The sequence below is a fragment of the Pseudalkalibacillus hwajinpoensis genome, assembly GCF_039851965.1.
In the GTDB taxonomy this organism is placed as follows: Bacteria; Bacillota; Bacilli; order Bacillales; family Guptibacillaceae; genus Guptibacillus; species Guptibacillus hwajinpoensis_E.
This window is the reverse complement of record NZ_CP156674.1, coordinates 3686581-3710427: the sequence shown is the minus strand read 5'-3', so window position 1 is coordinate 3710427 and position 23847 is coordinate 3686581. Positions and strand designations below refer to the sequence as shown.

Genomic DNA, 23847 nt, shown 5'->3' with positions numbered 1-23847 from the left:
AGTAGGATAACCTACTGCTTACTTTGTTTCGCGATGTAACGTCTGCTTTTTGAGTCTTGGGCTGTATTTTTTAAGTTCAAGACGATCAGGGTTAGTACGTTTGTTCTTCGTTGTGATGTAGTTACGATCGCCTGTTTCAGTGCAAGCCAATGTAATTTGTACGCGCATGAATATCCCTCCAAATCCTATCAAACTGTTCATTTAACAACATACTTCATTATGATAACAAACATATCGCGTTCAATCAAGTTGTTTTTCTTCTTAATGAAAGAGCTTCATATTTCTCTAGATAATCTTTTACAACATCCACGTACGTAGCATGTGACCACGTAAGGGGCGCGACTGATAGAGGTTTACCTGAATAAGGATGAACCTGCTCTGGCAATATTCCACTTGAAAGTGCCTGTTTACACACCCATTCAAGCTGACTTTTCGCCAGGTCCAATTCCTCAACCGTTTCTGCTAGAGCAATTTTCCACTTAGCAATCCATAGTGTACATATTACCCACGGATTCCCTGGCACTTCTTCAACGTTCTGTGACTGTTGGAAATAGTAATCACTCACGTAACGAGCAACACCACCAATACTCGTTTTAACAGTCAGCCGTTTTTCAATTCCTTCCATTGTACGGATAATTCGTGGGTCATTTGCAGGAAAAACTCCGAAAGCAAACAAACCAAAGACGCTGCTTTCGATCGTATAGTCCTTCGTAACTTCACCAGTATCTGAATTGGTATATAACCCTCTAATAAAGCACGAGCGATCATGATCATACAAGTGTGTCTCGATCCCCTTTTTAATGCGCTCTGCTCCTTCATAATACGTATCTGCGCGATCATCTTCACCAAACAGCCGTGCAAATGAATGAGCTGCCATTAGACCTCCATATACAGCAGAAGCTGTAAAGCTAAATATTCCAAATCGCTCTTCCCACAGATCATAAGAAGGTAAAGGCAAATTGAGATCCTCATCCATAAATTGCAGTAAGAATTTAGCCGCTGGTCGTACAAGGAATTTATACAGAGTCTGGGCAAACTCAATATCTCCTGTTGATTGGTAGTGCTCCCAGAATGCCCATAATACAAGGGCAGTTTCGTCTTCTTGAATCGGTAGCTGCGACCGTTTCATCCTATCAATATATGGATGCCAGCTTGATCCAATCGAACCATCCGGATTATATTTATGATGTAAATACCCTTCTTTAGATAGTAGTTCCGCACAGCAACGATAGAAATTCGCAACCATGCCATGATAACCTGCTTTTGACATAGCTGATGCAATTAGTGCACCATCTCTTGGCCACATGTAGCTATAATGATCGCGATTGTAATGAAGAATATCTGAATCATTAGCTGCAATGATGGTACCATTTTGATTCGTTTGCGTACGAACAATTAATAGACTCCGCTTGTATAAGGAAAGAAGTTCTGGACTTAAATCCGATTCAGGCAAAACTGACTTGTTAACCCATCGATTCCAGTACATTCTGATTTTTTCAACTGTTAGTAATGTGCCAATTTCACTTACGTACTCGTGGATGCTGCTTACTTCTTCTTTTGTTCTTCCCACCGTCAACCAGTAATAAGCTGTCTTTTTACTAGTTGCTTCTAGCGTTGTTTCAAGAGAAAAGGTACTATCAACCGACCCTTGAGCAATTGGATTTTCATGTAAATGACCATCCTCTGCATCACGCCACGTTCCTTCAGCTGCTTGAAATCGTTTGACTCCTGTCGTGTACTGCTTAATTCCCGTCCCATCCATTTCCCCATTAAATAAAAAATAACGATACCGCTTATAATGAATGATTGACTTTGTATCTGGACAATAATAAGCCGTGTCCCCAACCTCAGTTTCGTAAATATTTAAATCCTGATGGAAAAACAATCTCACTTCTCGTTTCTGTTCTTCTAAATTATGAATCGTAATTTTACGAATCATCAGCATCTCTCGCTGGTGCACACCTTCTTCAAAAACGAGTTTGATCCCTAAGTGGGAATGATAAGCTGTGCTATAAGTTACAAGCGTATCCTGATCGTAATTCGGTGTAATATCCCATTCAGACGAATGCAGCCAGGAGAACTTTCCATCCACCCAAACGCCAATTCGATTCGCATGTCCCTGTACGTGGTTCTGTTGTCCAACATACGGGTAATAAATATCCCGTATTTGTAAAAATTGATCCATGTTAATTAATAACTGCCCGTTCCCTATCACTAAGTGTCTCGGCATCTTGTTCCCTCCTATCCATCTCCTACCTTAGTCTATTGCAGAAATGGACAGGTCATTACTCAAGACTATCTATTCAGGAAATCAAACAAAAACCACATCCAAATTGGATGTGGTTTCCTTTTATTTACGCATTTAAATCGTAACGTTTTCCTTTAACAACGTAGATGACGCTCTCTGAAATGTTCGTACAGTGATCACCAATTCGCTCAATATAACGGCAGATAAAGGAAAGCTGCTGAATTTGACTAATGCTTTCCGGATGCTCTGTCATTAGTTCAAGCAATTCTTTTACAAGACGACCGTACATACTATCAATTTCGTCATCAGCGTCGGCAACTGCAATGGATCGATTAACATCTTCCTCGTAGAATGAAGCCAGTACTTCTCTTAGCATGTTATTCGCTTTTTGAGCCAGTGCAGGAATTTCTTCAATCGGTTTTACGAATGGTTTGTCACCGATACGAATGATCGATTTAGCAATATTCACTGCTAGATCACCAACTCGCTCAACATCAGTCGTGATTTTTAAAGCTGAAATTAATCGTCTTAAATCTGTCGCGACAGGCTGTTCCTTAGCAATAAGCCAGATCGCTCTTTCATTAATCTCTTCTTCAAGGCGATTGATCTTATAATCATTATCAATAATTTCTAGAGCTTTATCAACATCCTGATTTTTTAATGCTGTAATTGCATCATCTACTGCAATTTGTGCTAGAGAGCCAAGTTCTAATAGCTGTGCCTTAATTTCATCTAATTGTTCCTGAAAATTTCCTCTTACCACCATGATTGCTCACCCCCGAAATAATTAACCGAAACGGCCTGTAATATAGTCCTCTGTACGCTTATCAGATGGATTTGAGAACAACTGATTCGTATCAGAGAACTCAATTACTTCACCATTTAAGAAAAACGCAGTTTTATCAGAGATACGAGCGGCCTGTTGCATATTGTGAGTAACGATAATAATACTGAAGTCTTTTTTGAGTTCCTGCACAAGCTCCTCTACCTTAAGCGTTGAAATTGGGTCAAGAGCTGAAGTAGGCTCATCCATTAGAATAACATCTGGTTCGATCGCAAGGCATCGAGCAATACATAGTCGCTGTTGCTGACCACCTGATAGTCCATATGCATTTTCGTTTAAACGATCCTTTACCTCTTCCCAGATTGCAGCCCCTTTCAGGCTTTTTTCTACAATTTCATCAAGAACTTTCTTATTCTTAATTCCATGAATCTTCGGCCCATAAACAACATTTTCATAAATAGATTTCGGGAAAGGGTTTGGCTTTTGAAAGACCATACCAACCTTCGTGCGAAGATCTTCTACTTTGTATTTGTTTTCGAAAATATTCTTCCCACGATAGTTGATATCACCGGACATTTTCACAATCGGCACCATTTCAACCATGCGGTTAAGTGCTTTAATAAACGTTGACTTTCCACAACCAGACGGACCAATGATTGCTGTAACCTGCTTCTCAGGAATCTCAAATTTAATATCTTTCAGCGCTTGATCTTTACCATACCAAAGATTGAAATTCTGTATGCTATAAACAGATTTCTCTTCTTTTGGCTGTTCTTCTGCTCGCGGAGTTTTAACTATTTTCTTTTCATCCATGATTGTTTTCATTATCAAATTCCCCTTTTCACATTGATGAGAGCGATACTGTTCCTATAGTCTCTTTGAAAATTTATTTCGAATTAACACTGCAATTGAATTCATAATAAGTAGCATTGCAAGCAAGACGATAATTCCAGCTGCTGCTACATCGTGGAAATCCGTCTGTGGACGACTGGTCCAGTTGAAAATCTGAATCGGCATAACGGTAAAGCCGGACAAGAAATTCTCAGGCAAGTATGCAACAAACGTTAATGCACCAATCATAAGTAGTGGTGCTGTTTCACCGATCGCACGTGATAGAGCAAGGATGCCTCCTGTTAAGATTCCAGGAATTGCTGCTGGTAATACAACCTTTTTGATTGTTTGCCATTTAGTAGCCCCCATCGCATAAGAAGCCTCTCGAAGCTCTTTTGGAACGGAACGTACGGCTTCCTGAGCAGCAACGACGATAATAGGCAAAATTAATAAGCTCATCGTCAAACCACCCGCTAGAACACTTCGCCCCATCTCCAACATACGAACGAACACAGTTAGTCCTAGTAAGCCGAATACGATAGACGGTACGCCTGCAAGATTCGAGATATTAATTTGAATAAACGTTGTCAACTTATTTTTCTTTGCATATTCTTCAAGGTAAATCGCGGTTCCAACTCCAAGTGTAAGTGCCACCGGAGCAATAACTGCCATCATCCATAAAGTACCGAAAAATGCTGCTTTGATTCCTGCTTTTTCAGGGAATCGAGATGCAAAATTTTGAAAGAACTCAATATCTAAGTAACCAATTCCTTGAGTGAATATCCGATATAACAAGATAACAAGCACAACGAGTGCTAGCATTGTTGCACCAAAGAAGACCCCTTTAAGAATCTTATTTTGCGCTAATCTGGTTTGCATTTTACTTTTAACTTTTGCTTGATCTACTAATTGCATTAGTATTCCTCCCTGAATCTACGAGAAATATATTGAGCGATAAGATTCATGATTAGAGTAAATAGGAACAAAGTCATACCAACAGCATAAATACTGTAGTATATTGTCGTTCCAAATCCTGCGTCACCAAGGCTTACCTGCACAATATAAGAAGTCATTGTCTGGATCGACTCCGTTACATCTAGCGTAAGTTTTGGTGTTGCTCCACCTGCTACTGTTACGATCATTGTTTCACCGATTGCTCTTGAAATCGCAAGCACAAATGAAGCAATAATTCCTGATAATGCAGCTGGTAGAACAACTTTCACAGCAACCTCAAATCGTGTAGCGCCAAGTCCGAGTGCTCCTTCCCGAATAGCATTCGGTACAGAACTCATCGCGTCCTCTGAGAGAGATGCAATCATAGGAATAATCATAATTCCTACAACGATACCGGGGCTCAATGCGTTGAAAATCGGAAGACTCGGAATAACATTTTGTAGAACAGGTGTAACAAAAGTTAAAGCAAAGAAACCATACACAATCGTAGGAATACCTGCTAATACTTCCAGAATCGGCTTAATGATTCTTCTTACGCTATCACTTGCGTATTCACTCAAATAAATGGCTGCTGCTAATCCCAATGGGATGGCAACGAGCATGGCAATGCCGGTAATCATTAGTGTCCCAGAAATCAGTGGCCAGATTCCATAATCCGGGTTGTCTCCAAAAAACGGATACCAATCTTTGTTTGTAAAGAACTCAATAATCGATACCCGATTAAAGAAGGTAATCGTTTCTACAATCAATGTAAAAACAATTCCAAGCGTCGTAAGTACAGAAATTATTGCGCACAAAAGCAACAACCCCGGTACAAGCTTCTCCATAAATTTCATACGTGATTGATTTTTCTCTTTTTTATCTTTAATCATTTGACGAACTGATCCTTGCATTTATTACTCCCCCTCACAAAAGAGCAAAACAGGATAAAGTGAGGAGCCTTAACTCCTCACCAATCTGTTTCTATTTAGTATTACTTACCAGCAATTTCATTAAGCTTTTCCTTAGCTTCTGTATACTTCTCTTCTGGAAGTGCTACATAACCAACAGCTTCAGCCATTTCACCAGCATTTTCAAGTGTATACTTAGCGAAGTCATATACAGCAGGATTGTCTTTAACTGCAGAGTGCTTCACATAAGTGAATAGTGGACGTGAAAGTGGCTCATAAGATCCATCTTGAATTGTTTCAGGAGTCGGCTCAACAGCTTCACCTTCACCATTTACAATTGGTACTACATTAAGGCTATCTTTGTTCTCAAGGTAGTATGCATAACCAAAGAATGCCATTCCGTTCTTAGAACCAGTTACACCACTTACAAGTACGTTATCATCTTCAGAAAGTGTTGCTTCTTTCACCATTTGCTCATCTTCCAGTACTACTTCATTGAAGTAATCGTACGTACCAGAGTCAGTACCAGGGCTGAAAAGTTTGATTTCTTCTTCAGGCCATTCAGGGTTAACGTCGCTCCACATAGTCGCTTCGCCTAACCAGATTTTCTTAAGGTCATCAATAGTAAGCTGATCTACCCAGTCATTTTCAGAGTTAACTACGATTGAAAGACCGTCCTTAGCAACTTCGAATTCAGTAAACTCAATTCCAGCTTCTTCAAGTGCTGCCTTTTCTTCTTCTTTAATTGGACGAGAAGCGTTACTCATATCTGTCTCGCCTGCTGCAAATTTCTCGAATCCACCACCGGAACCAGATACACCAACACTTACTTTAACGTCAGGTTGTACTGCAGCATATTCTTCAGCGACAGCTTCCATAATTGGGAATACTGTCGAAGATCCGTCCATTAGTACTTCGCCAGATACTTCTCCTGAAGCTTCTCCGCCGTTGTTTCCAGAGTTATTTCCGCAAGCTGCCGTGAAAATCATTACCATCGACATAACTACCATGAGCATAATGCCTTTGAACTTCATTAAATTTCCCCCTAAATGGATGTTTGATGTACTTGTGACTCACCAGTGTGTTTGTTGTACTGGCCTCTCGATCACAATACTTAGAATACAGACCGGATGTTAATTACATATAAACCGAATGTAAAGATATTGTAAATGTGTCGAAAAACGTTTTATTCCGTTTTTTTTTGGAGAACATTAGTGATTTTTCTGGATATTCGATCCATAACTGTAAAAATCATTGCTGTTTCTCACCTTAATATATCCTTATTCCATAAAAAAAACCGCTTTTCAGCGGCTTTAATTAACATCTTCCTCAACTGTTTCTTCACCTTCAGCCCCAACAGGCTTTTTAGCTTCATCTTTTAAATCAAAATAAGCATCTAGGATTCGTCCACCGATCTTTTTATTTACGTATCCTGAGCTAGAATCATTTACTTCTGGGATGACAACCGAGAAGGCTACTTCTGGATTATCAAAAGGAGCATAACCAACAAGCGTCAAATTATAACCATCCCCTATTTGTGCCGTTCCAGTTTTACCAGCCGCAATGTAATCATCGCTCTGGAAATAAGGATAACCGGTTCCTGCAGTCCCTTGCTTAGTATTCATCACCATCCACATTCCTTGCTGCACTTGTTGAACCTCTTCTTCACTCATCTTTATTTTGTTCAAGACTTCTGGTGTATTTTGGAATAGGATCGTATTTGATAACCCTTCCTGTTCAGATGGTTCATGCACTTCTTTTAAAATATTCGGTTCAATACGGTATCCCCCATTTGCGATAGTAGACATGTATTGAGCCATTTGCATAGGCGTATACGTATCATACTGACCAATTGCAAAGTCAAGAATTTTACTAAATTCATCCGATCCACCGTTTAGACCAGTACTTTCACCTGGAAGATCGATGCCAGTTTTCACACCTAAACCAAATTGTGAAAATGATTCTTTAAATTCACTGTAAGTAGCTGAATCATAACTACTACTTTGCTTTGGTACATAATCGTAATCAGCCATCATCATTGCGATTTTCCACATATATACGTTAGAAGATCTTTGTAAAGCAACAAGATCATTAATTGATCCCATTGCATTTGCAGTGTAGGAAGATTTTGGTCCTTCTTTGAAATACAATACTTCATCGACAAGTGTTGTATATGGATTAATCACATCATACTGATACCCAGTTAAAACAGTGGCTCCCTTTACAGTAGAACCCATTGCATAAGAATCCCCGATAACACCAAATGTGCGATCAATAAACTTTCCATCGCTATAGGATTTTCCAGCAATCGAAAGGACCTCTCCTGTATTTGGATCCATCATAACGACATAACCACGAGTGGCACCGTATTGCCTTGCAGCCCTCAACTCTTCATCAAGAATTTTTTCGACTTCCTGTTGAAGATCAATATCGAGAGAAAGTACGAGATCATTCCCTCTCTGGCCTTCAACAACTTCAGGTTCCCCTACTGGTTCTCCCGACTTATCAGTTACATACGTTTGCTTTTCTTTTTGTCCTTTTAAGTATTCTTCGTATTCTTTCTCAAGGTAGCTAATACCTACCTGGTCGTTTCGTTCATAGTTTCTTACCTCATAATAGTTAAGATCCTCACGTGGAATTTGCCCTACATTTCCGAAGATTGTCTGGAGTGTTTCTCCATAAGGGTATTCTCTTGTGGCATCCGCTTGAATTTCCACTCCTGGTAAGTTACCAAGATTTTCACTTATTTGCGCGATTTCGTCTTTAGTTAATCCCACTTTAATAATTTGAGAAGAAAGCGCATAGCCATTGTCCATCGCTCGTTTAATTGCGGCTACTTCAAGTTCTGAAGGGTTATCCTTGATTTCTTGTAAATCTTCATCTGTTATACGCTTAATTTGAAGCTGATAAGCATCACTCGATTCCAGTTCTGCCCATTCTTTCTCAGTCAACTTCGCTTTAGCTTCTTCAGGGTTTGCAGTAATCCAATAATCTTTAAGATCACGGTCAATCACATCATCGGTCTCTTTTTCAATATATCCTGCCAGTTTCTCTGCTAACTCGAGACGCTCAGCTTGTTTCGTGTTTTGCGTACGAATATATGTAAGCGTGAATTCAGGGTTATTGTCTACAAGTACCCGTCCATAACGGTCATACATTTTTCCTCTAGGCGCAGTTGATTCTGCTGTCACATTTTCTGTTTGTTCAGACACACGTTCATATTCTTCACCGTTAACGATTTGGATAACCCCTAACCTGAGAATTAACGCTGAGAACAACAGGAATACAGATAAAAACAATATATTGAGCCTCAAAGGAACATGGCTTTTCTTTTTAAAAGGTTTCACGATAAACTTCCTTCCCTCCAACACATATAGACACCTGTTTTAGACAGGTGTCACAGAACTCCCTCCTAACTATACTTAGTGGTGTCCTAAAAGTAAAGGGACTAATGAGCTATTGTGTCGGCTCAGGAGATGGTTCAGTTTTGGCAGGAGATGATGTTTGAAGTTTTCTAATAAATAAATAGAGCACTGAATGACCAGCCCCGAGGAATAACAGCAGGATCGGAATACTTTTCGTACTGTCATAAATCGAAATGGTCAAAAGAAAGAGAAGAATCGATACAATTCTGCCTAAATTCAGATAAACTTCCCTCACTACAATGTACTCAATTCTCATTTCTGCTGCGTTCCACGCTTTTCCAATTACATCATAGGTTAGAGAAATGTAAGGTACAAGAAGCAAGGGATAAGCAATCGAAATACAAATTCCGTATACAAGTAACCGTCCAAAGGTTAAATCTGATAGGAGCAGAAAAACCGATGCATAAAGGATAAGCCCACCATATAGAATGGCTTTTTTTCGATAGCGAGGTTTAATCAACCTTGTCGCTATATAATAAGCAAGAAAAGATACAGCGGAATTCACTAGTCCGAACGTACCAATGGCAAGTTCACTCTCTGTTGTAATAAATACAAGAACGACGATGATGAAAATAAAGGTACCCTCTCTTATACCCTGAAAAAAATGAGCATGTAGCACATTTAGCCAATCAGAATTTGCTTTGCGCTCTTGGAATACCCTTTTAAATGAGAAATTTCCTTTAGCTGAACGCCTTTTCAAGAAGAAGCTAAGAATTACCGCTGTAAAAAACAGCGCAAGCGATACTCCAAATATCACTTTATAACCGGCAAATGCTTCAAGGCTTGAGATCACAAACCCAGCGAAAATCGGGCCAATCATGCCAGCGAAAGAAGTGAGCAGTCCTAAAAACCCATTAAAAAAATCTCTAGTTTCTGGTTCAGTAATTTCAAATGTTAGCACGTTAAAAGCAAGCCAATAGAACCCGAATCCAATACCAAGTAACGCTCCAAGTAGAACAAGTAAGTGACTTGCGTTCTGACCGAGTAAGAGCACTGTAACATAGAAGAGAGACAGAAAGATAACCCCTATTCTAAGTACAATCACCCTGTCCATTTTCTTAGCCCATTTCCCAGCGAGTATGAATGTCAATGGCTGGCTAATGACGGCAGAAAGATTGTATATTCCTATGTCTGCAAATTCGCCGGACTGTTTCCACAGGTATACATTAACGAATGTATTCGATAGCGCAATGCTCAGTGCGTATAACCCACCAATTGAAAGCAATAACAATAAATCTTTCGTTACTTCAATTTCGCCGATCATATGCTTCAGTACTTTCATAACAAACTCCCCTTTTTTCATCCACCCTTATTTTGTATTAATTCACGTTCGTTATGCGGAAGATCGAAAAAGGATAAGCTGTTTTTGAAAGGAGACTAATGATGTATGGATTTATTCACCAAAAGAAATTAATCACTTCAGAGATGCAAAGTCAATTTATTTCAATCATTCACCGAGAGCTTACTATGTATAATATTCCTTATAACTTAACCACAACTTCTTCTGCCTCATTCATTCATATAAGTACATACGAAGGATTGTTATGTGTAACAGTAAACCGAAAACAGATACTTGTATGGAGTCAACATGACTTCGAAACAGGTTGTTTACTAACTGATCTTGTCCTAAATCACGTTCTAACTATATTTGGGGAACTTTACACCGTCATTGAACAGTAAAAAACCCCGGCAGAAATGCCGGGGTAGAGGGAATTAATTATTATTTTGCTGCTTCGTAACGCTTAGCAACTTCATCCCAGTTTACTACATTCCAGAAGGCGCTGATGTAATCAGGACGCTTGTTTTGATACTTAAGGTAATAAGCATGCTCCCAAACATCAAGTCCAAGGATTGGTGTAACACCATCCATTACTGGAGTATCCTGGTTAGGAGTGCTTGTAACTTCAAGTTCTCCACCTTTAACTACGAGCCATGCCCAGCCAGAACCGAACCGGCCTGCTGCAGCGTTAGAGAAATCTTCTTTAAAGCTTTCAAAGCTACCGAATTTCTTCTTAAGTGCTTCACTCAAGTCTCCAGATGGTTCACCGCCGCCATTAGGGCTTAGCAGTTGCCAGAATAGTGAGTGGTTAGCGTGTCCGCCACCATTGTTACGAACAGCAGTACGGATGCCTTCAGGTAAAGCATCAAGATTGCCAAGTAAATCTTCAAGGCTTTTAGATGCATGATCTTCATGACCTTCTAGTGCACCATTCAATTTTGTTACATATGCGTTATGATGCTTGTCGTGGTGGATCTTCATTGTTTCTTCGTCAATATGTGGTTCTAGTGCGTTGTAATCGTAAGGTAGTTCTGGTAGTTCAAATTTAGCCATTGTGAATCTCCTCCTTAGAATAATATGTAACTTGCTGTCAGGACGGGTTTCCCGCCACGTGAACATGTTGTCCTCACAAGTTTACAGTAGCAGATTTGGTATTCGTTTTCAAATAATAAACATTACTAAATATCCGCAACACATATAAAGCTTCCCGAGAGTATATCGAATTAAACATCTGATTGAAATTCAATCAAAAAAACTCGCCATAATATGACGAGTGGGATCTTTATTGAGTGGTGGCTCCGGACGGAATCGAACCGCCGACACGAGGATTTTCAGTCCTCTGCTCTACCGACTGAGCTACAGAGCCATGTTTTATGTAGTAAAAAGTTTAAATTGGTTGCGGGGGCAGGATTTGAACCTGCGACCTTCGGATTATGAGCCCGACGAGCTACCGAACTGCTCCACCCCGCGACGGTAAAATGAAACTGTGCTTTGCATGCAAGCTTCTAAAGCATATTAATGAATAAAATGGAGGAGGAAGAGGGATTCGAACCCCCGCGGGCGATTAAGCCCCTGTCGGTTTTCAAGACCGATCCCTTCAGCCAGACTTGGGTATTCCTCCGATATGCATTTGGTGGACCCTGCAGGACTCGAACCTGCGACCGGACGGTTATGAGCCGTCAGCTCTAACCAGCTGAGCTAAGGGTCCTTTATGTATTTAAGTGGGGCGGCTGATGGGAATTGAACCCACGAATGCCGGAATCACAATCCGGTGCGTTAACCACTTCGCCACAACCGCCATGGTTTGAATTATATGGTAGCGGCGGAGGGGATCGAACCCCCGACCTCACGGGTATGAACCGTACGCTCTAGCCAGCTGAGCTACACCGCCATATGGCTCCACAGGTAGGATTCGAACCTACGACCGATCGGTTAACAGCCGATAGCTCTACCACTGAGCTACTGTGGAATAATTCTTAACGACAAGAACTAATATACCACATCCCTATTATTAGCGTCAATAATTTATTAGGAATTTATTTTCGGAAATAAAAATCAGTGATGAAATTAATATATCATTGTTCCACTTCGTCATCAAGAACTCATATTACGTATACTAGGAAAATAACAATCATAATCGCTTGCAAAACACCTTTCGCGACTGCTCCTCCAAGAAAACCAAGTAGCGAACCAACCCCTACTTGCACAGACTCTTTAAAAGACTTGCGATGGAATAGGAGTTCTGCAACTACAGCTCCTATAAATGGACCCAGAATAATGCCTGCTAATGGAATAACAAAGGGTCCGATTAATAATCCAATCGTGCTTCCCCAGATCGCCGCTTTTGAACCGCCATATTTCTTCACTCCAAATAAATTACTTGCATAATCTGCTGCGAACAACAATGCTGTAAGTAGGACTTGTAAGATCCAAAAGCTGATTGTCATGGAGCTGAATTCATATAATATCCCATATAAAATAAAACCTATGTAAATGAACAATACAGATGGAATAATCGGATAAATAAGCCCGACAAAGGCTACGAGAAATGCAATACTCACTAGACCCCAAACCAATATATCCATGTTGCAACTCCTTTCTTCCTTCTATTATATACATTTGTTCCTATTCATTCTACGTATATGTGATTGAGAAAGATTCATAAAAAAACGGAAGCAGAGTAGAAAAACCTCTGCTTCCATAGTATTATTCTTCCCCAATAACTGCTTCTGCTATGTTAACTGCATGGTCACCTATTCGTTCGAGGTTACTGATGATATCGACAAATACAATTCCTGCACTTCCAGAACACTCTCCTTCATTTAAACGAAGAATATGCTGTTTACGAAGCGTTCTTTCCATTTTGTCAATTTTATCTTCAAGCTTAACAACTTCCTGCGCTTTCTCAACATCCCATTTATCAAGAGAATCAAATGCTTCTTGAAGTGCTGAAAGTGTAAGGTTGAACATTTCATCAAGATCAGTCATAGCAACATCAGTCATTTTAACTTTGTTACTAAGTTGATAATCAACGAGCTCTACAATGTTTTCCATATGATCCCCAATTCGCTCAATGTCACGAACTGAATCCATCAACATACCATGGCGAGTTGATTCTTCTCCCGAAAGAGAAGTAGCGGATAACTGAATAAGATAGTCAGTAATTTTGTTATCAAGATTGTTGATTGCTTCTTCATACTGAACAGTTTTCTCAGCACTTTTTGGACTTTTTGATGTTAAATAAATTGAAGCTTCTTTTACACCTTTATATGCGAATTCACTCATACGAATGACTTCTTCTTTAGCCTGGCCAAGCGCTACAGATGGAGAACGCTCAATGAACACAGGATCTAAATGCTTCGGCTTATATTGAATGGCTGAATCATCACCTGGAATAATCTTTGTAACAAGTACTGCTAGCAACGCTATAAATGGAAACTGGATAACAGTATTAGAAACGTTGAAAATACCATGAGCAAATGCGATCGTCATTTCTTCATTTAGATTGAGTACTCCCTGAAGATAAGCGATAAAAGGAGTGTAAAGAGATAAAATGATTAAAAATATCGTTGTACCAATCAGATTAAATATGACATGAGTAAGAGCTGCTCTCCTTGCTGCTACTGATGCTCCAATTGATGCGAGAACAGCTGTAACTGTTGTACCTATATTATCACCAAATAGGACAGGCATAGCTGCTTGTAAGCTCATTGCATCCTGTGAAAAGAGGCTTTGAAGAACACCAATTGTTGCACTGGAACTTTGCACAATGACCGTGAAGACTGTTCCAATTACTACTCCGAGTATAGGATTGTCACTCATACTAACCGTAAGATCTTGAAAAGCTTGAAGGGTTCTTAAAGGCTTCATACCATTACTCATAAGTTCAAGACCGTAGAATAGGCCACCAAAACCAAAAATGATTTGGCCAAGATAACTGATTTTCTTGTTTTTAACAAAGAAAATTAGCACGGCACCTATAAAGATAATCGGTAGTGCGTAATCTTTAATTGGAATACCGATGATAAATGCAGTAACAGTAGTACCAATGTTAGCACCCATTATGACACCAATTGCCTGTCTTAAGGTCATAAACCCTGCGTTTACTAAGCCGACAGTAAGAACCGTAGTCCCTGAGCTAGTTTGCAATAATATGGTAACTACTATACCAGCGAGCACACCCATAAATGGATTCGTTGTAAAGCGATCCAGAATGTCTCTTAAGCGATCACCTGCTGATCGTTGAAGGCCATCTCCCATGTACTTAAGTCCAAACAGGAAAATACCCAGACCTCCCACAAATTGAAAGATCATCTCCTGAACGTTGAGTTCCATCATTTCAACCCCTTGCACCATGATTTATTTTTTCGACAATACTCAACAAAGTCCCTTGTCTATTATCTACATCACCCCCACCTTTGTAAAGAGTTAATATAGATTTGTAAAGATATTATTGAATAACCAGGTTTGTTTCAAAAAAGTTTCAATATCATTATTGTTCCTATCTCCTTTTATAAGCTAAACTAGTTCTGGGGAGATACACCCTGAAGTGGAGAGGAGATTTTGATTTGAACATTTTCAAACAACTTTTTTACAGTTTATTTTCACCAAAAATGATGGCTCGCTTTCGTTTTCAAAAACTCGGCAAGCCGATTCTTTATGTTTTCTTGTTAATGTTTTTAACATCCGTACCTGTTGGCATCATCACCGCCATCTCATTTACAAATGCGTACGATGAATTAAAAACGTATATGACGGAGGTTCCTGATTTCACTCTTCAAGACGGGACGTTAACCTCAGATCAAGATAAGCCACTTGTTCGAGAGGAAGGTGAAGGCACTTTCATTTTCGATGCAACAGGTGAAACAAAGCCTGACGATGTTGAAGCTTACGATTCGGTCATTGCGTTTTTAGAAGACAGAATTATTATCAATGAAAACGGAGCCCGGCAGGAGTTTGATTACAGTAACTTTAGTACAATGACATTTACTAAACATGACGTAATGGAGCTTTCTAAAAACCTTGATAGCTTGCTCCCTATTTTCATTCCTTTACTTATATTTGTCGTCTATTTACTACAAACGGGTCTTAAATTTATCGGTATTACCGTTCTGGCAACGATCGGCCTACTATTGCGCAGTATGACCAAACGTAAAGTGTCCTACAAACAATTATGGGTGCTCTCCGTTTATGCTGTTACAATTCCTACGATATTCTTTGCCATCATGGCATTGATTAGGACAACTGTTCCTTTTGGATTCCTTGTTTATTGGTTTGTTGCAATCACACTTCTTTATTTGACGTTAAAAGAGATACCTCTTCCTAAATCGCGTGGTGTATCTAATGAACGTCATCACGAAGAAAGCAATAAATAGAAGGAAGTTTCAGATTATTTTGCATAAACCCTTGCAATTCACTTTAAAGTGATGTAGATTATTGAAATAACATTCATTTAATTAACTCCATATTATTTTAATTCTTATCAAGAGAAGCAGAGGGACTGGCCCTACGAAGCTTCAGCAACCACCGTTTTTTTTTACGGAAAGGTGCTAATTCCAGCAAGTTGATTTCAACTTGAACGATAAGAAGAAGAGCAGCCAAAGTCTTCTTCTTATAGAGGGCTTTTTTTTATTGCCCTAATTAATAAAAAAAGGAGAATGATTATGCGAAATCACCACCATGAAACGTTACTTGTCCAATTAGGAAATAAATCAGACCCACAAACCGGAGCGGTTAATCCACCTGTGTACTTTTCTACATCATATAGTCACGAAGGCATCGGACAATCAACAGGGTTTGATTATTCAAGAACCAAAAACCCAACGAGAGCTGTTCTTGAATCTGCTGTAACTGAACTTGAACACGGTGATCAAAGTTTCGCCTTTAGTTCAGGAATGGCTGCGATTCAAGCGGTTCTTTCCCTCTTTAAAAGTGGTGATCACATCCTCGTGTCAGATGACCTTTATGGAGGGACCTATAGGTTGTTCGCTCATGCAGAAAGTCATTTTGGTATTGCTTTCACCTATTTTGATAGCCAGAATACAGACTCAATTCAAACAATGTTGACTGATCAAACAAGAGCAATTTTTGTAGAGAACCCATCTAACCCGTTAATGATACTTGCTGATTTAAAAGAAATAAGCCAGATCACTAAACAGAATGATTTATTGTTTATTGTTGATAACACCCTTTTCACCCCGTTACTACAGAATCCATTAAAACTAGGCGCAGATATTGTTGTGCATAGTGCGACCAAATATCTGGGAGGTCATAATGATGTCCTTGCAGGACTGGTCATAGCCAGAGGACAAATGATCTGTTCTGAAATAGAAATGTATCAAAATGGAGCCGGAGCTGTTCTTTCCCCACTTGATTCTTGGTTATTAATACGAGGTATGAAAACACTCCCGCTTAGAATGAAACAACATGAAGCAAACGCTAGAATCGTCGAGGAATACCTGGTCCAGCATGACGCTATTACAGATGTCTTTTACCCCGGTAAGGGAGGCATGCTCTCCTTTCGGCTGCGTTCAGAAGAGTGGGTTGATCTCTTTCTAAGAAACCTAAAGCTTATTACTTTTGCCGAAAGCCTTGGAGGTGTAGAGAGTTTTATTACCTATCCTGCCACACAAACACATGCTGACATTCCTGAGGACATCAGAATCAAGAAAGGCGTCTGTAACCGGTTGCTTCGATTTTCTGTCGGAATCGAACAAATTGATGACCTACTCGAAGATTTAGAACAAGCGCTGGCTATTTTCACTAAGGAGGGTGTACAACATGAACAATAAATCGTATTCATTTCAAACGAAACTGCTTCATAACGATCACAAATTTGATAAACAAACAGGTGCTGTTAGCGTTCCGATCCAACAGGCTTCAACCTTTCATCAAATTGATTTTGATCAGCCTGGTAAATATGATTATAGCCGCTCTGGAAATCCCACTCGTGAGGCGCTAGAAACGACAATCGCTAACCTCGAAGGCGGTGCAAGGGGTTTTGCATTCGCTTCAGGTATGGCAGCGATCTCTACTTCTTTTATGCTGCTATCTCAAAACGATCATGTACTGATTTCAGAGGATGTTTATGGAGGCACTTACCGCATGATCCATGACGTTCTTGGCAGGTTTGGTATCGAGCACACATTTGTCGATATGACAGATCTCGAACAGGTCGCAACAGCCATTCAATCCAACACAAAAGTAGTCTACATTGAAACGCCCTCCAATCCGCTCCTCAAAATCACGGATATCCAGGCTGTCGTTAAACTCGCTAAAGCAAATGAGTGTTTGACGTTTGTTGACAATACATTTATGACCCCGCTTCTGCAACGTCCACTGGAATTGGGGGCAGATATTGTCCTTCATAGTGCTACTAAATTTATCGCTGGGCATAGTGATGTTGTTGCTGGCCTTGCAGTTGTGAAGGATGAAACGTTAGGGGAAAAGCTTGCCTTCTTACAAAACTCATTCGGCTCTATCTTAAGTGCTCACGATTCATGGCTCGTTCTAAGAGGAATCAAAACCCTGCATTGCCGGCTTGAGCAATCCTCCATATCTGCGTTCCGAATTGCACATGGTTTATCTAAGGAACCACTGGTTGAGGAAGTTTATTATCCTGGCTTCTCTTATCATCCCGGTCATTCTACCCATCTTTATCAGGCGTCAGGCCCTGGAGCAGTTCTATCCTTCCGCCTCCCTGATGAACATGCAGTAAGGATGTTTACGAAGCACATTCAAATCCCGGTGTATGCCGTTAGCCTTGGAGCTGTAGAATCAATCCTTTCCTATCCTGCTAGAATGTCACATGCGTCAATGCCTCCTTTAGAGCGACAAAAGCGTGGCATAACAGACGGATTATTACGACTTTCAGTAGGGCTTGAGAATGCTGATGATCTGCTAGATGATTTCAAGAAGGCATTTGCTGAAATAAACAAACACTATAAGGCCGTCTCGGAAGGAGTGCAATTATGAACCTTTTAGAAAAACTAGAAACTTCAGTATTAATAGCAGATGGCGCGATGGGAACTTTACTCTATTCGTACGGCATTGATCAATGCTATGAAGAACTAAATCTTTCACATCCGGAAAAAGTATTGAATGTCCACAGAGCTTATGTAGAAGCCGGTTCAGATGTGATCCAGACGAATACGTATGGAGCTAATTATATAAAATTAGCCCGCTATGGGCTTGAAGATCTTGTAAAAGAAATCAATACAGAAGCTGTCAGGCTAGCAAAAAAGGCTGCTAATGATGAAACCTACGTATTGGGGACGATCGGTGGCATTAGAGGTATAAATACAAAAGGTATCTCGCTTGATGAAATTAAACGGAGTTTCCGAGAACAGCTATACTGTCTACTGCTTGAAGGTGTGGATGGGATTTTACTTGAAACGTATTATGATCTCGAAGAACTGATTACAGTGTTAGAGATAGCAAGAAAACAGACTGATCTTCCATTAATTGCACAGGTTTCCATGCATGAACCAGGCGTTCTGCAAAATGGCACACCTCTCCCCACTGCTCTTAAAGAACTTGAAGTAGCAGGCGCTGATGTAACTGGAGTAAATTGTCGACTCGGACCCTATCATATGATTCAGGCTCTAGAACAGGTTCCTCTTTCCAGAAGTTACCTTTCTGCCTATCCAAATGCGAGTTTACCTGACTATGAAGATGGAAGACTCATCTATCCCACTGCACCAGATTACTTCCGTGCAAGTGCTGAAGCACTTCATAAACAGGGGATCAGGTTGATCGGAGGCTGCTGTGGTACAACACCAGAACACATAGCAGCCATCGCCAGCTCTTTGAAAGATGCCAATCCTGTCACTCAAAAAAAGGTGATCGTGAAAGAAAAAGCTCCTTTAATGCTAGAAGCTGATGCTAATCGAGAACCGCACCTTCATGAAATTGCTAAGAAGCATCGATCCATTATTGTCGAGCTTGATCCCCCGAAGAAATTAAATACTGAAAAATACTTGAAAGGTGCGAAAGCTCTTCAAGAAATAGGAGTAGATGCGATCACACTGGCTGATAATTCCCTTGCGTCACCAAGAATAAGCAACACTGCTATGGCGTCGATTATCCAATCTCAATTTAATGTACGTCCTCTTGTTCATATTGCTTGTCGAGATCGAAACATAATTGGACTTCAATCGCATATAATGGGTCTTCACACTCTCGGTATCAATCAGGTTCTGGCTGTTACAGGCGACCCTACGAAAATAGGAGACTTTCCAGGTGCAACTTCTGTCTATGACGCATCCTCTTTAGATCTGATTCAGCTGATCAAACAATTTAATGAGGGAATTTCTTACTCAGGAAAATCACTGGGTTTAAAAACCTCATTTTCAGTAGCAGCTGCTTTTAATCCAAATACCCGTCACCTGGATCGCGCCGTTGCAAGACTTGAGAAAAAGCAACAATATGGTGCTGATTATTTCATTAGTCAACCGATCTACAACGAAGAACAACTACTTCAAGTTCATCAAGAAACAAAGCATTTAACCTGCCCGATTTATATCGGCATTATGCCATTAACAAGCTCTCGTAATGCAGAATTCCTCCATAATGAAGTGCCTGGAATTAAATTATCAGATTCAATTCGCCATAGGATGGCTTCAGCACCAGACAAGACCGCTCAAGAAGAAGGAATGGCAATAGCTAAATCGTTGATCGATGCTGCCATTGACTTATTTAATGGGATTTACTTGATTACGCCCTTCCTTCGCTATGAGTTAACCGTTGAACTAACTCGCTATATTAAAGAAAAGACCCGACAACAGGAAGAAAGGAAGATACGTAATGGCCTCCACATTGTTTGAAGAACAATTAAAGAATCGGATTTTAGTCCTTGACGGCGCAATGGGAACGATGATTCAACAAGCGAATCTGTCATTTGAGGATTTTGGCGGTGAAGAATATGAAGGTTGCAATGAATACCTGTCCTTAACAGCTCCAGAGCTCATTTCTTCTATTCATGATGAATATTTAGCTGCCGGTGCTGACATCATTGAAACAAATACTTTTGGTGCTACAGATCTTGTTCTTGATGAATACGACCTTGGTGCATATGCAGAAAAGCTTAATTACGAATCTGCACTTCTCGCAAAGACAGCAGCTACAAAATTATCGTCTAAAGAAAAACCCAGATTTGTTGCCGGGGCGATGGGACCTACAACCAAAACATTGTCCGTTACTGGTGGAACCACGTTTGAAGCCCTCTCTCATTCATACGCCATTCAAGCAAGAGGACTTCTCAAGGGCGGCGTTGATCTCTTACTTGTGGAAACAAGTCAGGATATGTTGAATGTGAAAGCTGCATTTATTGGCATTACGAGAGCTTTTGAAGAATTAAACCGGTCGGTACCACTAATTATTTCAGGAACAATTGAACCAATGGGAACAACCCTTGCAGGGCAAAGCATCGAAGCCTTCTATTTATCGTTGGAGCACATGAACCCTGCTGTTGTAGGACTAAACTGTGCAACTGGCCCTGAATTTATGAGAGATCACCTTCGCTCTCTTTCAGATCTTGCCACAACTGCTGTGAGCTGTTATCCAAATGCTGGCCTTCCTGATGAAGAAGGAAATTATCATGAAACACCAGAAAGTCTCGCGGCTAAAATAACTGGCTTCGCAGAAAAAGGCTGGCTTAATGTTGTTGGAGGATGTTGTGGAACGACTCCTGCACATATTGAAGCCATTGCTGAATCTGTAAGGGGACTTAAACCAAGAAACGCGCCTGAATCGCACCCACACGCGATTTCCGGGATAGAACCATTCGTATATGACGAAAGCACTAGACCTATTCTAGTTGGAGAACGTACGAATGTGATTGGGTCACGCAAATTTAAACGCCTTATAGCTGAAGAGAAATTCGAGGAGGCGTCCGAAATTGCACGTTCACAGGTGAAGAAAGGCGCACAGGTTATTGATATTTGTCTTGCAAATCCCGACAGCGATGAGCTTGCTGATATCGAAAACTTTATGAAATATGTCGTGAATAAGGTGAAAACGCCTTTGATCATTGACTCTACTGATGATGCTGTCATAGAAAAAGCTTTATCCTATTCACAGGGAAAAGCAATCATCAATTCGATTAACCTTGAAGATGGAGAAGAGCGATTTGAAGCAGTCGTTCCACTCATTCATAAATACGGGGCTGCGGTGGTGGTTGGAACAATCGATGAAACCGGTATGGCAGTTTCATCTGAACGAAAGCTCGAAATCGCGAAGCGGTCTCATGACTTACTTGTTTACAAATATGGGCTGAAGTCCTCTGACATCATCTTTGATCCACTCGTTTTCCCAATAGGAACTGGTGATGCACAATACATTGGTTCAGCAGCCGAAACTATCGAAGGAATTAGACTGATTAAAAAGAATCTGCCGTATTGTCAAACGATTTTAGGCATCAGCAATGTTTCTTTTGGTCTTCCTCCAGTTGGGCGAGAGGTCCTGAATGCCTCTTATCTTTACCACTGTACTAAAGCTGGCCTTGATTACGCCATTGTTAACACGGAAAAGCTTGAACGATATGCGTCTATTTCTGAAAAGGAAATTCAGCTAGCAGATGAGCTGCTTTTCCAAACTACTGATCAGACACTTGCAGATTTTACAGCGTTTTATAGAGGTAAGAAAAAGGAAAGTAAGGTTCAAATCTCTACTCTAACACTTCAAGAACGCCTTGCACTTTATGTAGTAGAAGGAACCAAAGAAGGATTAATCCCTGATCTAGAAAAGGCATTACTGGAGTATCCTTCCCCTCTCCAAATCATTAATGGTCCATTGATGGCGGGTATGGCAGAGGTAGGCAAGCTATTTAATGATAATCAACTGATTGTAGCTGAAGTGCTTCAAAGTGCTGAGGTTATGAAAGCATCTGTCGCCTACTTAGAACCTCATATGGAAAAAGAAGATTCGTCCAGTACAAAAGGGAAAGTATTATTAGCTACCGTTAAAGGTGACGTGCACGATATTGGAAAGAACCTGGTTGAAATCATTTTAAGTAATAATGGCTTTAAAGTTCTTGATCTAGGAATAAAAGTGACTCCAACCGACCTGATCAAACAGGTTGAGGAACATCAACCTGATTTCATTGGACTTTCTGGACTGCTTGTGAAATCAGCTCAGCAAATGGTATTAACCGCCCAGGATATGAAGCAAGCTAATATCTCTATTCCAATTTTGGTTGGCGGTGCCGCTTTATCGCGTAAATTTACCGACAATAAAATCTCTGCTGAGTACGATGGTCCAGTATTTTATGCGAAAGATGCAATGTCTGGATTGTCAATTTCTAACCAGCTTAGCAATGAAGAAGAGAAGAAAATGTTAGTTGAAGAACATTCTAAAAAAATTGCTTCTCTCCCATCTACTATTTCGCCCCGTGCATCGGGGGGAGGGACAGCTGTAGCTGTTAAACCTGTATCAACCGTCTCATCAGCACCGGTATTTACGCCTGATGATCTCAAACCACATATCTTAAGGAATTATTCTGTAGCACATATCGAGCCATATATTAATATGCAAATGCTAATAGGCCATCATCTTGGACTTAAAGGAAAGGTATCAAGACTTTTAAACGAAAAAAATGAAAAGGCTCTTCACTTAAAAGAAGTTGTTGACCAACTTTTAACCCGTGCCAAAAAGGAAAACTGGATAAAGCCTTCAGCTAAATACCAGTTCTTCCCTGCCCAGTCTGACGGAAATGATGTCATTATTTACGATCCTGACGATACTCAAACGATTATTGAACGATTTACATTTCCTCGTCAGCAAAAAGAGCCTTTCTTATGTCTTGCAGATTATCTTAAATCTGTATCCAGTGGTGATATGGACTATGTTGGATTTTTCGCTGTTACAGCAGGCAAAGGAATTAGAGAACGATCTGTGGAGTTAAAGAATCAGGGAAACTACCTTGAAAGTCACGCTTTACAGGCTCTCGCGCTTGAAACAGCTGAAGGGCTCGCCGAGCATGTCCATCAGCTTATGCGTGATAAATGGGGGTTCCCTGACCCAACAGATTTCACAATGCAGAATCGATTTTCAGCGAAATATCAGGGGCAGCGTTTTTCGTTCGGATATCCAGCGTGTCCGGAACTCGACGATCAGAAAAAGTTATTTGAGCTCATTCACCCTGAAGAAATAGGGGTTGAATTAACAGACGGATGTATGATGGAGCCTGAAGCTTCCGTTACAGCAATGGTGTTCGCCCATCCAGAAGGAAGGTATTTTAACGTCTTATAAGTGACAAAGGAGGATCATTCGAAAGTTCGAATGATCCTCCTTCCTCTATTAAGGTCTAACGGGTATATTCACATCATCAACATTAATGTTCCCCAATACCCTCCAACACCTCCCAACCCATAAGAGTACCTGATTCAAAGTCGTGGTAAACGAGTTTTTCTTGATTTGGGTCATAATTTACTTCATTA

18 protein-coding genes, 7 tRNA genes and 1 riboswitch are annotated in these 23847 nt (G+C 40.3%); of the genes, 6 read left to right on the top strand and 19 right to left on the bottom strand.

Features of this window, described 5'->3' with window-relative positions:
- Nucleotides 1-18 precede the first annotated feature (18 nt).
- The 9 genes from rpmG to ABFG93_RS19085 all read right to left on the bottom strand — a co-directional run bounded on the left by rpmG (nt 19) and on the right by ABFG93_RS19085 (nt 10414).
- Complete coding sequence (gene rpmG / locus ABFG93_RS19125) at nt 19-168, bottom strand: 50S ribosomal protein L33 (RefSeq protein ID WP_048308894.1); 150 nt, start codon at nt 166-168, stop codon at nt 19-21.
- 76 nt (nt 169-244) lie between these two features.
- Nucleotides 245-2230, bottom strand: coding sequence for a glycoside hydrolase family 15 protein (locus ABFG93_RS19120; RefSeq protein WP_347549601.1), 1986 nt, complete (start codon nt 2228-2230; stop codon nt 245-247).
- A gap of 124 nt (nt 2231-2354) precedes the next feature.
- Nucleotides 2355-3014 (bottom strand): phosphate signaling complex protein PhoU, encoded by a 660-nt coding sequence (gene phoU, locus ABFG93_RS19115; RefSeq protein ID WP_347549600.1) that lies wholly within the window; start codon nt 3012-3014, stop codon nt 2355-2357.
- Between the two features lie 21 nt (nt 3015-3035).
- Nucleotides 3036-3857: a phosphate ABC transporter ATP-binding protein PstB gene (pstB, locus tag ABFG93_RS19110; RefSeq protein WP_431522021.1), complete on the bottom strand. Its 822-nt coding sequence runs from the start codon at nt 3855-3857 to the stop codon at nt 3036-3038.
- A 42-nt stretch (nt 3858-3899) separates the two neighbouring features.
- Nucleotides 3900-4778 carry a phosphate ABC transporter permease PstA gene (gene pstA / locus ABFG93_RS19105; protein ID WP_347549599.1) on the bottom strand — a complete coding sequence of 293 codons (879 nt, stop codon included), beginning with the start codon at nt 4776-4778 and terminating at the stop codon, nt 3900-3902.
- Complete coding sequence (gene pstC / locus ABFG93_RS19100) at nt 4778-5710, bottom strand: phosphate ABC transporter permease subunit PstC (protein ID WP_347549598.1); 933 nt, start codon at nt 5708-5710, stop codon at nt 4778-4780. Before pstC ends, pstA begins: the two co-directional genes overlap by 1 nt.
- An 80-nt stretch (nt 5711-5790) precedes the next feature.
- Entirely contained in the window at nt 5791-6741 is a 951-nt protein-coding gene (locus ABFG93_RS19095) for a PstS family phosphate ABC transporter substrate-binding protein (protein ID WP_347549597.1), read from the bottom strand.
- Between the two features lie 279 nt (nt 6742-7020).
- Nucleotides 7021-9054: a peptidoglycan D,D-transpeptidase FtsI family protein gene (locus ABFG93_RS19090; protein ID WP_347549596.1), complete on the bottom strand. Its 2034-nt coding sequence runs from the start codon at nt 9052-9054 to the stop codon at nt 7021-7023.
- 109 nt (nt 9055-9163) lie between these two features.
- A complete protein-coding gene (locus ABFG93_RS19085) occupies nt 9164-10414 on the bottom strand; it encodes an MFS transporter (protein ID WP_347549595.1) in 1251 nt (416 codons plus the stop codon).
- 98 nt (nt 10415-10512) lie between these two features.
- On the opposite strand from ABFG93_RS19085, the gene ABFG93_RS19080 reads away from it, so the two are divergent.
- On the top strand, nt 10513-10812 hold the full coding sequence (locus tag ABFG93_RS19080; RefSeq protein WP_347549594.1) for a hypothetical protein: 300 nt from the start codon (nt 10513-10515) through the stop codon (nt 10810-10812).
- 40 nt (nt 10813-10852) lie between these two features.
- Here ABFG93_RS19080 and ABFG93_RS19075 read toward each other — a convergent pair whose 3' ends face one another.
- The 10 genes from ABFG93_RS19075 to ABFG93_RS19030 all read right to left on the bottom strand — a co-directional run bounded on the left by ABFG93_RS19075 (nt 10853) and on the right by ABFG93_RS19030 (nt 14746).
- Complete coding sequence (locus tag ABFG93_RS19075) at nt 10853-11464, bottom strand: superoxide dismutase (protein WP_347549593.1); 612 nt, start codon at nt 11462-11464, stop codon at nt 10853-10855.
- Nucleotides 11465-11701: 237 nt separating this feature from the next.
- Nucleotides 11702-11777, bottom strand: a tRNA-Phe gene (locus ABFG93_RS19070).
- Between the two features lie 27 nt (nt 11778-11804).
- Nucleotides 11805-11881: transfer RNA gene (locus ABFG93_RS19065), tRNA-Met, on the bottom strand.
- A gap of 58 nt (nt 11882-11939) precedes the next feature.
- Nucleotides 11940-12032 (bottom strand) — tRNA-Ser (locus ABFG93_RS19060).
- 10 nt (nt 12033-12042) lie between these two features.
- Nucleotides 12043-12119: transfer RNA gene (locus ABFG93_RS19055), tRNA-Ile, on the bottom strand.
- A 14-nt stretch (nt 12120-12133) separates the two neighbouring features.
- Nucleotides 12134-12209, bottom strand: a tRNA-His gene (locus ABFG93_RS19050).
- Nucleotides 12210-12225: 16 nt separating this feature from the next.
- Nucleotides 12226-12302 (bottom strand) — tRNA-Met (locus tag ABFG93_RS19045).
- Between the two features lie 3 nt (nt 12303-12305).
- Nucleotides 12306-12380: transfer RNA gene (locus ABFG93_RS19040), tRNA-Asn, on the bottom strand.
- A 133-nt stretch (nt 12381-12513) separates the two neighbouring features.
- Nucleotides 12514-12996, bottom strand: a complete 483-nt coding sequence (locus ABFG93_RS19035) for a DUF456 domain-containing protein (protein WP_347549592.1) — start codon at nt 12994-12996, stop codon at nt 12514-12516.
- 121 nt (nt 12997-13117) lie between these two features.
- Nucleotides 13118-14746: a Na/Pi cotransporter family protein gene (locus ABFG93_RS19030; RefSeq protein WP_347552894.1), complete on the bottom strand. Its 1629-nt coding sequence runs from the start codon at nt 14744-14746 to the stop codon at nt 13118-13120.
- A 233-nt stretch (nt 14747-14979) separates the two neighbouring features.
- On the opposite strand from ABFG93_RS19030, the gene ABFG93_RS19025 reads away from it, so the two are divergent.
- The 5 genes from ABFG93_RS19025 to metH all read left to right on the top strand — a co-directional run bounded on the left by ABFG93_RS19025 (nt 14980) and on the right by metH (nt 23659).
- Nucleotides 14980-15786, top strand: coding sequence for a DUF1189 domain-containing protein (locus tag ABFG93_RS19025; protein ID WP_347549591.1), 807 nt, complete (start codon nt 14980-14982; stop codon nt 15784-15786).
- Nucleotides 15787-15887: 101 nt separating this feature from the next.
- Nucleotides 15888-15999, top strand: a riboswitch (SAM riboswitch).
- Nucleotides 16000-16074: 75 nt separating this feature from the next.
- The gene (locus ABFG93_RS19020; protein WP_347549590.1) at nt 16075-17202 is read left to right on the top strand and encodes a methionine biosynthesis PLP-dependent protein; all 1128 of its coding nucleotides are present in this window, start codon (nt 16075-16077) and stop codon (nt 17200-17202) included.
- Nucleotides 17192-18385, top strand: coding sequence for a cystathionine beta-lyase (gene metC, locus ABFG93_RS19015; RefSeq protein WP_347549589.1), 1194 nt, complete (start codon nt 17192-17194; stop codon nt 18383-18385). The genes ABFG93_RS19020 and metC overlap by 11 nt, the downstream gene beginning before the upstream one ends.
- Nucleotides 18382-20235 carry a bifunctional homocysteine S-methyltransferase/methylenetetrahydrofolate reductase gene (locus ABFG93_RS19010; protein WP_347549588.1) on the top strand — a complete coding sequence of 618 codons (1854 nt, stop codon included), beginning with the start codon at nt 18382-18384 and terminating at the stop codon, nt 20233-20235. The genes metC and ABFG93_RS19010 overlap by 4 nt, the downstream gene beginning before the upstream one ends.
- Nucleotides 20216-23659 (top strand): methionine synthase, encoded by a 3444-nt coding sequence (gene metH, locus ABFG93_RS19005; RefSeq protein ID WP_347549587.1) that lies wholly within the window; start codon nt 20216-20218, stop codon nt 23657-23659. Before ABFG93_RS19010 ends, metH begins: the two co-directional genes overlap by 20 nt.
- Nucleotides 23660-23847 lie beyond the last annotated feature (188 nt).